Source organism: Winogradskyella sp., from assembly GCF_013213975.1.
Classification (GTDB): domain Bacteria; phylum Bacteroidota; class Bacteroidia; order Flavobacteriales; family Flavobacteriaceae; genus Winogradskyella.
Window position 1 is genome coordinate 24,310 of record NZ_JABSST010000036.1, and the last position, 8,617, is coordinate 32,926.

Consider the following 8,617-nt stretch of genomic DNA (forward strand, 5'->3'; position numbering starts at 1 on the left):
GTTTAGTTTGGGACTAAAATTATGTAACAAACTTATGAGCATTATCTGTAAAATGCAAAAAAAATCGACGAAATGCACATTTGTATTGCAATATGCTGATAATAAGGTAAATAAAAAAGACTCTTTTTGCTGTAAAAAGAGCCTTTCTAAGTATTCGCTGTATGGTATTTACTGCCTAATGAGTTGTTTAGTGATAGATTGATTGGTGTCAATATTTACTATTTTAAGTATGTATGTACCACTTGTTAAGTTATTAGTTGAAATTAGCCTTGTGATTTCGTTACTCATCTGCTGAGTATTTAGTTGAATGGTTCTGCCTAAAACATCATATAACCTGAAGTCTAAACGACTAAAGGAAATAGTGCTTGGTAATTTTACTCTAATTTCATTATCGAATGGGTTTGGATACACCTTAATTTGAATAAAATCATTTTCCAGTTCACCCAAAGAGTTTTCAAATAAGTTAACTGTATAGTCTTCAACTTCGCCATACGAGAAAGTTTCACAAGGGTCAGTTTGTAACGAACCAACAGTATTATAGTATTTCATTATAACCCTCATCACTGTATTTCCTGTTTTAGATATAACAGGAACATTAAAACTAGTTGATACTGTTTGAGGATTAATAGAGGCACCTTCTTCTAAGATTTTTTCATCACTTGTGAATATGCCGTCTTGGTTATAATCTATCCAGGCAGATACTGCTTCATTATAATTGATGGAATCCCAAAATTTTGTTACTGAAATAGTATTTCCCGTACTTCCTATTTCGATAGGGCTAAATATAGCGGACCCACGATAATTAGAATAGCCTGATATTGTTGAATTCTCAGAATTATTTGAAACACCATTAAGTGTGACTTGCCCAATATATTCATCGCTTATATTGGTCCCTTGTGCATTACAGTAAGATAGAACCGCCGTTGTAAAATTATCTGTATTTGAAAATAAAGATGAGCTACTTCCACAGTTAGCACGAACTTCATATTCATAATCTGTTTCAGGGTTCAGACCTGTTAAGTTTAAGGTATTTGAAGAAATTCCATTCATTTCAATCCAATCTGAAGCTCCAACTTCACGATAGCGAACATCATAACTTGATCCTGATCCAGAAGACCAGTTTAATGTCGCTGAAGAGGAAACGATATCTGTTACGTTTAAGTTTTCAGGAATAGTTGGAGTGATAGGCGTCAATAATATATTTGCTAAATCTTCTACTGTATAGTCAGTAATAGTTTGACTATTTAAGGTAACTGATTGGTAACATGGTGCACTAATCATTAAGTCATATGTACCAGCTTTAATTGGTCTGTAAAAATCACCATTAGTGTCTGAAGAAACTTCAGAACCATAAGTATCATGACCTACAACGGTAATTGTAGCACCTTCAATAGGGCTATTAGTAACAGAGTCCTTTACTAGGCCTCTAAATCCATAAGTTCCTTGAGTTAAATAATCCAATAAAGCATCTCTATTATAATACCAGTAGTCTACTAAAGAACTCTCTGGTAAAATCTTCGTGTCTGATAACTCTATGGTTGTTTCTCTGCACTGTTTATAAACATTCATATAATCCTGTCTACCACCAAATACACGATACCATTCCGCACCATGAGTAACACCAGGACTTTGTCTATAATTATTATGCCAAGCTTGACCTCCTGCACTTTCATCCCAATCATTATCATCAGTCATATAAGAAGTCTTATTATTATAAGTTGGTGTTGAAAAAGCACCTGCATTAGCATCTGTTTGACAATGAGTAGCATATTCTACACCAACAAATTCATACCAATCCGTATCGGCATGAGTGTGTTGTGATGTAGCGTAAGCATTGTCAAAAGGATAGTTTACTAATTCTGTACCACCATGGAAATTGGCTGAAATTACAAAGTTATGTTCATCAGTAAAGTTCATAAAAGCAATAGTTTCTGTTTGATAAACCTCACCATCTGGATGATCACCAGCTACATTATCAGGATAGTTTCTATTTAAATCAATATTATTAGCATTTCCTCTTCTAGCGTTTGCAACAGAAGTGTTGGTGGCACTATTATGATAGGTGCCGTCTGGATTAGCACTGGGATTAATCCAAATCTCTGCATTCTCAACAAGATGCTTTACTCTAGCATGATCAGCATGACTTGTATTACTATATACGGTTAAGATATAATCTATAAGGGTTAACATCATTGGATAACCGGCAATCTCATCGCCATGCATTGAAGAGGTAAACATTAATTTTGGTTCCGCTTCGTCGATAGAAACATGATCAGAGATTTTTACAAATAGTAATTCTTTATCACCTTGCCCAGTTGTTCCTATACTAACTTTCTCAACTAACTCAGGATAGTCATCCTCAAAATTTTGCATCTGTTGCGCATACTCAGCATATGTTGGATAACTTGCTAGCGGAAAGGTTAAAGTAGACGTCATATTTCTGCTCTCAAGTGGCCTAATATCATAAATATGATTGGCCTTAACTTCATTCTCATCTTTTGGAACTTGGTAGGCAATATTTAAAGCTTCAAATACTCTAAATTGATTCTTATTGGCCCAAGCTGTAACTGTTTTTGTATGTGTATTGTAGTTTACTAATGATAGATTTTTGGTGAATTTAGCAACCTCTTCATTGTTTTCTACCAGGAATGTAAAAGTTAATTCTCCTTTGCTTTTGAGATACTTTTCAGCTCTTTCTTTATGTGAATTTTGAGCGAAAGAATAAAATACCCCTAATAGTAGGAGTATGCTTAATAGCATAATTTTTTTCATCAGATTTGGGGTTAAATGAAAATTTATAGAATGCTAATATATCATAATTTTTTATTATTTAATCCATGAAACGCATAAAAAATCGATAAAATACATAGCTACTTGTAGTTTTGAACTTAGGGAATTGATTTTAAGAAATATGAATTTTTATGTTACTTTAAATTTAGGGATTAGTTATTTTAAGAAACAATTCAAATATTTTTTTTCTAGGTAGTTTTCATTATATTATATAAGATATGTTCTATAATTTATTATTAGTGATTGTTAAATAAGTCAAAGATTATGTCCGACGAATATATTATTGAAGCAATGGTTTGAAGGTCGGTTTTTTGCTCTGATAAATAATGAATTAATATTATGAGTTTTCAATTTATGGTTAATATTATAAATCAGTTATTAATAAATAATAAATGTTTAATTATTATCTTTTGTTTTTTAGGTTTCTCAATACCTGCGCAAAATGAAGAAATAAGAGACGACCGTAAAAATGAAATCGGTTTTTCACTATCAGATTTGGTCAATGGAGCTTTTCAAGTGAATTATGAACGTATGGTTGGAAAGCGCATATCCGTTGGAATGGGGCTCGGCTACAAGGGAGATCAGGGTCTGATAAGATTGTCGGGTCTTGATGGAGATCAGTTAAAAACTAATGATATAACCTATTCTGGTTTTAAGTTAATTCCGGAAGTTAGATATTATATAAACAGTACTACCAGGTATAGTATGGACGGTTTTTATTTTGGGGCATTTGTCAAATATTCTAACTATTCTTCAGATCTAGATGGTACTTATATAGATAGTAACAATGATTCCTTTATTGTGGAATTTGACGCAGATTTTAATGTCACATCTATTGGGTTTATGATAGGCTATAAACTTTCAATTTCAAAACGTTTTTCGATTAATTTTCTTATCGCTGGCCCAGGTGTTGCATTTCATAACTATGAGTTAATCAATAGAAGAGATCTACCAGACGAATTCTACGAAGATTTAAATGAGGCTCTCGAAGAGTACAGTATTTTTGATTTTCTAAATGGAGATTTTAGATTCTCAAGTTTAAATGGTAAAACCAGTTTTACATTGGGCTCTTTAAGATACGGCATTACTTTAGGCTATTCATTTTAACGATTAAAAATCAATAATAACAGAAGAATCAGTACCGAAAGTTCAAAAGTGACTTCCACAGTAAGTTTTCTTAATGTATGAAGGCGATACCACAAGTAAAGAACTAGAAAAATAATGAGACTAAAATCAACCGCTTTGTATGTATAAACTAATTTTCGTTTTTATCTGCTTGTTAATAATGCCCTTTTATGCTTGTACTCAAAACGACACGTTAAGGTTAAAAAGTAAAAATGTTATAACAGGAGAGATCAAGAAGCTGTCCAAAGGCGTATTGACTATGGAAACATCTTACAGTGACAGTGATTTTAAAATCGATTTCGATCAGATTGAATTTATGATTATTCAAAGAAAGTGTTTATTGTTATTAACCCAGGGCAGGCGTCGTTTTGGGAATGTAACTACGTCCGAGGATGGATTGGTAGAAATTACTTTAGTGGATGGGACAAAAGAGGTTTATAAATTTGATGATATTATTGGTTTAGATGAAATTGAGGAGAATTTCTGGAAACGCATATCAGGTACTTTAGATTTTAGTTTAACCTTATCAAAAGCAAATTCATTATCACAATTTAATGTTGGGGGCGGGGTAGATTACATGGACGAAAAATGGGGAATTAGAGCTCGTGTAAATTTATTAAATTCAGATCAGGACAATTCTGAACAGACAGAAAGAACTGATGGGCAATTGGAGTTTTTTCGCTTTTTGCCAAGAAAGCGGTACTTGCTAGGTGAAATGTCATATTTATCCAATACTGAACAAGCATTAGAAGGGCGAATAAGACCTAGTTTAGGTATTGGAAAATTCTTGGTGAGTACCAAAAAAATGTACGTGGGAGTAGCTTTGGGATATGCTTATAGTATTGAGAACTATTTTGATTCTTCTTTTGATAAGACCTCTTCGGAAGCCTTTATAAATGCAACACTTAATATGTTTGATTTTGACGATATTAGCCTTGACTCTAGTCTTAACATTTCTCCAAGCCTTTCAGAAAGTGGTCGTTGGAGAACAGATTATGATATCAATGTAAAATATGATCTTCCTTTGGATTTTTATATAAAACTAGGGTTTACGCTAAATTATGATAACCAACCTGTTAGTAGCGGCAACGACTTAGATTATATTTTCATCACAGGCTTTGGTTGGGAATTTAACTGAATTTGACTAAATTTTATTTTTTATGAGAAAGAGCATTTATTTATTGATTTTATTCATTTCGACATTACATTCGATAACGGCACAGGATTTATCGGAAGTATATGAAAAGGTCAGTCCAGCAGTTGTGGCAATATATACCCAAGAGGGTGAATTTACCACTAACGTGGAAAATGAAACAGTTAAAGTTACTCAAAACAGTTTAGGTTCTGGGTTTATGATAACTGATAAGTTAGTTGTTACTGCAGCTCATGTTGTTAAAGTACCTGAAAAATTGATTGTAGCATTTTCAGATGGCCAGACTATTCCTGGTAAGGTCATAACTTCTTATGAAGCTGCAGATATTGCTTTAGTCGAATTATTTGTGCCGAAAATTAATGCAGCAACAGTTAATTTTGGTGACTCAGATGAAATGAAGATTGGTAATCAGGTTTTTGTAGTTGGAGTTCCTCTTGGTGTAGGATTTTCCATGTCCTCAGGGTATATTAGTGCATTTAAGAGGCAGTTTTTAGGTGAAAACCCCTTTACGACAACGGATTTTATACAAACCGATGCAGCTATAAATCAAGGTAATTCTGGTGGGCCAATGTTTAACATCAAAGGCGAAGTAATTGGCATAGTTAGTCATATTACTACACAATCTGGTGGTTCGGATGGTATAGGTTTTGCAACTAGCTCTAACCTTGCTTCAAAACTATTACTAAATGATAAAATTCCTTGGTTTGGAGCCGAATTTTATATATTGAAAGATAATGAGGCCAAAATATTTAATGTTACTCAAGCAAATGGTTTATTAGTTCAAAGAGTCGCTTCATCTTCGATTTTTGACCAAATGGGAGTAAGAGGTGGAAATACTGAAATAATAATTGGAAATCAGTCTATTATTGCCGGTGGAGATATCATAATTGCCTTTAACGATATAAAATTTGATCTGTCGGATGATACATTATTAAAGTTAGCTGATTTCGCTAAATCAACTTCGGAAAATCCAAAATTCAGTCTTACCATACTGAGGGCTGGCGAGGAAATAATATTAACTTTTGAATAATAATTATTTTAATTCTCATATCAGATTCAATTTGACCGTTTATATAAAGATTTAGAAGTCCTGTTAAAAGTGTTTAAATGAGATTCATGATTCCCTTCTGGCGGATCCACTTTTAAACCTTCTAAAAATTTGATTAATAAGTTTTTAGTCTTTAGGGGGCAGATAAAGAGACAATCATCACTTGACATATTTTTTTTTACGTTAAATAAAAGTTGATCTTAACAAATCCAATTTAAATATTAGATGTCAACTTTAATATTTAAACACAATTTGTATATTTCATCAAATAAATTATAGTGCCAACAAACACAATTGTGTTTATCCAATTGTTGTACACCATTTAAAAAAACCTATGAAAAAGCTTTTAATCCTACTAATTATAATTAACCTATTTGCTTGCCAGGAGGAATCTAAACAATCCGAATTAATTCATTTAAAACTTACAGAAATTGACAGTTATGGACCATTTGAAAAGCGATTTGGATTTTTAGACTGGACACCACTGACTGAAAAAGGAATTTGGGGAAATACCGAAGTTGAAACAACTGGAACACCAAAAAATTGGACTAAATCAAATGTAACCCAAGTATGGTTTGATGCACATCAATTTGCTTATCAAAACTACAAACAAGGAAATTTAAGTGATGAATTCTTCAATGACTTAAAAGTATCTTGGAAAATTGATTTAAATAAAAGAAAATTATCTGAAAAGCCTATTAATTGTTTTGTCCACGTAGCAATCGGAAAAAATCAAAATGATGAACTTGAATATATTATTGACACAAACTATGACAATGATTTTTCCGATGAACAAATACTAAAACCAACACCTAGAGCATTTGAATTAGATTATCAAAAGTTAATAGACAATTCTAAATCAGTAGTTGCACAAATAAGTACAAATAATGGAATCAAGGAAAAAGAAATAAAAATTTTAGTCCTTTCAACGAGCGATGGAGATTTAATTTACAATTTCCCCAAAATTGCAGAAACCTTTTATCAGGAAAATAGAATCTTAGTAAGCAATGGATTTTCAAATCTCACTTATGATGATAAAAGTTTAATTGCAATTGATAATGAGAGTGTAGAGTTTGTGGATTTTAATGAATTTATTGAGATAGATAATAAGCTTTATAAAAACCTTGGAGTTGATATAAACTCAAACGAACTTAGACTGCAAGAAATGCCAAAGGATACTATTTTATATTCTTCAAGAGTCGGATTTAATGCAAAACCATTTGCAGTTAAACAGCTTGTATCGAATGACTCTTTAAATCTAAATTTTTTCCAAGACAAACTTTTATACTTAGAGTTTTGGGGAACTTGGTGTGCACCTTGTATTAATGAAATTCCAAATTTAAAAAAGGCTTACGATGAAACAGATAGAAATGATGTTGAATTCTTAGGCGTTGCTGTATTCGATACAAAAGAAAAGCTCAAAAGTGCAATTGAGAAATACGAAATAAATTGGCCTCAGGTTTTGGATACAGATTCAGATAAATTCAAAGAAAATTATAATGTAACCGGCTACCCAACCTCCTTTTTGATTGATAAAAAAGGAAAAATAATTGCAAAGAATCTAAGAGGAGAAAAACTTTTAGATACTTTGAATTACTATTTAAAAGAAACGAAATAAAAACGGTGTACAACAATGGCTATAAGTAATTGCTTGTTCTCGCCTACTTCTGAAAATCCTCGCGGATTTTCAGTTTGGTGTGTACTTGCAAAGTTAAGTGCTAACCCACGCAACTACTCATAGCCGAGACCGTTACCCAACATTTGAACAAAAATTATGGATAAAAAAATATTAGGGAATTTTATAATCTACTTTCCACCAATTGCCTATATGGCATTCTCACTTGTTTTGAAAAAAGAAAATACTGGAATTGATTGGACTTCTGTTGTTATTACTGGTCTGATTGCAATGGTAAGCGGAGCCATAGGGAAAAGAATTAAAAATAAAGGCGAAGTTGAATAGAAATCGACACATAATTCTGACCATCTATCTGATTTTACTAATTCTGACTTCATTGGGAACTGGAATTGGTAGCTTACTATTTTATGATAAAACAGTCGAATTGGTTCCTAAATTTACAAAAGGACTATTGTATCTTCAATTGTTTTCTGTTTTTGTTGAGATATTTTCCATTTATTTAATTTTCAAATGGCAAAAGTTCGGATTTTACGGAGTAATACTCGCCTACTATTTGAATTTGTATATCGCAGATAAATCTGGAATTATAAATATAAATACGATTTTAGGAATTGGAATTAGAATAGGATTATTGTACGGAATTTTGCAAATTAAATCAAAAGGAATTTCAGGCTGGAAAAATTTAAACGAATAAAAAACGTTGGGTAACAATGTATAACCGCAATTACGGCGGATTCGACTACGTCCGAATCCACTCGGAATTGCGAGCGTCAGGACTTAACCGAAAATTAACGCATATTAACCCGTAACTGACGGTTATACGAGACCGTTAGCGACAATGTACTTCTCGCCTAGTTTTGTTTCT

7 protein-coding genes are annotated in these 8,617 nt (G+C 32.4%); 6 read left to right on the plus strand and 1 reads right to left on the minus strand.

Translation table 11 applies throughout. The features are described 5' to 3' along the window. Positions 1–168: 168 nt before the first annotated feature. Positions 169–2,772: a M14 family zinc carboxypeptidase gene (locus HRU49_RS07215; RefSeq protein ID WP_296355627.1), complete on the minus strand. Its 2,604-nt coding sequence runs from the start codon at positions 2,770–2,772 to the stop codon at positions 169–171. A 357-nt stretch (positions 2,773–3,129) separates the two neighbouring features. Between HRU49_RS07215 and HRU49_RS07220 the strand changes: the two genes are divergently transcribed. The 6 genes from HRU49_RS07220 (at position 3,130) to HRU49_RS07245 (ending at position 8,446) form a co-directional block, all read left to right on the plus strand. Continuing rightward, a complete protein-coding gene (locus tag HRU49_RS07220; RefSeq protein WP_296355631.1) occupies positions 3,130–3,897 on the plus strand; it encodes a DUF3575 domain-containing protein in 768 nt (255 codons plus the stop codon). 277 nt (positions 3,898–4,174) lie between these two features. Continuing rightward, positions 4,175–5,053, plus strand: a complete 879-nt coding sequence (locus HRU49_RS07225) for a DUF481 domain-containing protein (protein ID WP_296355633.1) — start codon at positions 4,175–4,177, stop codon at positions 5,051–5,053. A gap of 22 nt (positions 5,054–5,075) precedes the next feature. After that, on the plus strand, positions 5,076–6,098 hold the full coding sequence (locus HRU49_RS07230) for a trypsin-like peptidase domain-containing protein (RefSeq protein ID WP_296355635.1): 1,023 nt from the start codon (positions 5,076–5,078) through the stop codon (positions 6,096–6,098). A 352-nt stretch (positions 6,099–6,450) separates the two neighbouring features. Next, positions 6,451–7,734 (plus strand): TlpA disulfide reductase family protein, encoded by a 1,284-nt coding sequence (locus HRU49_RS07235; protein WP_296355636.1) that lies wholly within the window; start codon positions 6,451–6,453, stop codon positions 7,732–7,734. A gap of 156 nt (positions 7,735–7,890) precedes the next feature. Continuing rightward, a complete protein-coding gene (locus HRU49_RS07240; RefSeq protein WP_296355638.1) occupies positions 7,891–8,076 on the plus strand; it encodes a hypothetical protein in 186 nt (61 codons plus the stop codon). Between the two features lie 52 nt (positions 8,077–8,128). Beyond that, the gene (locus HRU49_RS07245) at positions 8,129–8,446 is read left to right on the plus strand and encodes a hypothetical protein (RefSeq protein ID WP_296355640.1); all 318 of its coding nucleotides are present in this window, start codon (positions 8,129–8,131) and stop codon (positions 8,444–8,446) included. The last annotated feature ends 171 nt before the right edge of the window (positions 8,447–8,617 follow it).

Bases quoted from the DNA above. Each gene is read 5' to 3' on its own strand.
- HRU49_RS07215 (WP_296355627.1), bottom strand. From the start codon at position 2,772: ATGAAAAAAATTATGCTATTAAGCATACTCCTACTATTAGGGGTATTT.
- HRU49_RS07220 (WP_296355631.1), top strand. From the start codon at position 3,130: ATGAGTTTTCAATTTATGGTTAATATTATAAATCAGTTATTAATAAAT.
- HRU49_RS07225 (WP_296355633.1), top strand. From the start codon at position 4,175: ATGGAAACATCTTACAGTGACAGTGATTTTAAAATCGATTTCGATCAG.
- HRU49_RS07230 (WP_296355635.1), top strand. From the start codon at position 5,076: ATGAGAAAGAGCATTTATTTATTGATTTTATTCATTTCGACATTACAT.
- HRU49_RS07235 (WP_296355636.1), top strand. From the start codon at position 6,451: ATGAAAAAGCTTTTAATCCTACTAATTATAATTAACCTATTTGCTTGC.
- HRU49_RS07240 (WP_296355638.1), top strand. From the start codon at position 7,891: ATGGATAAAAAAATATTAGGGAATTTTATAATCTACTTTCCACCAATT.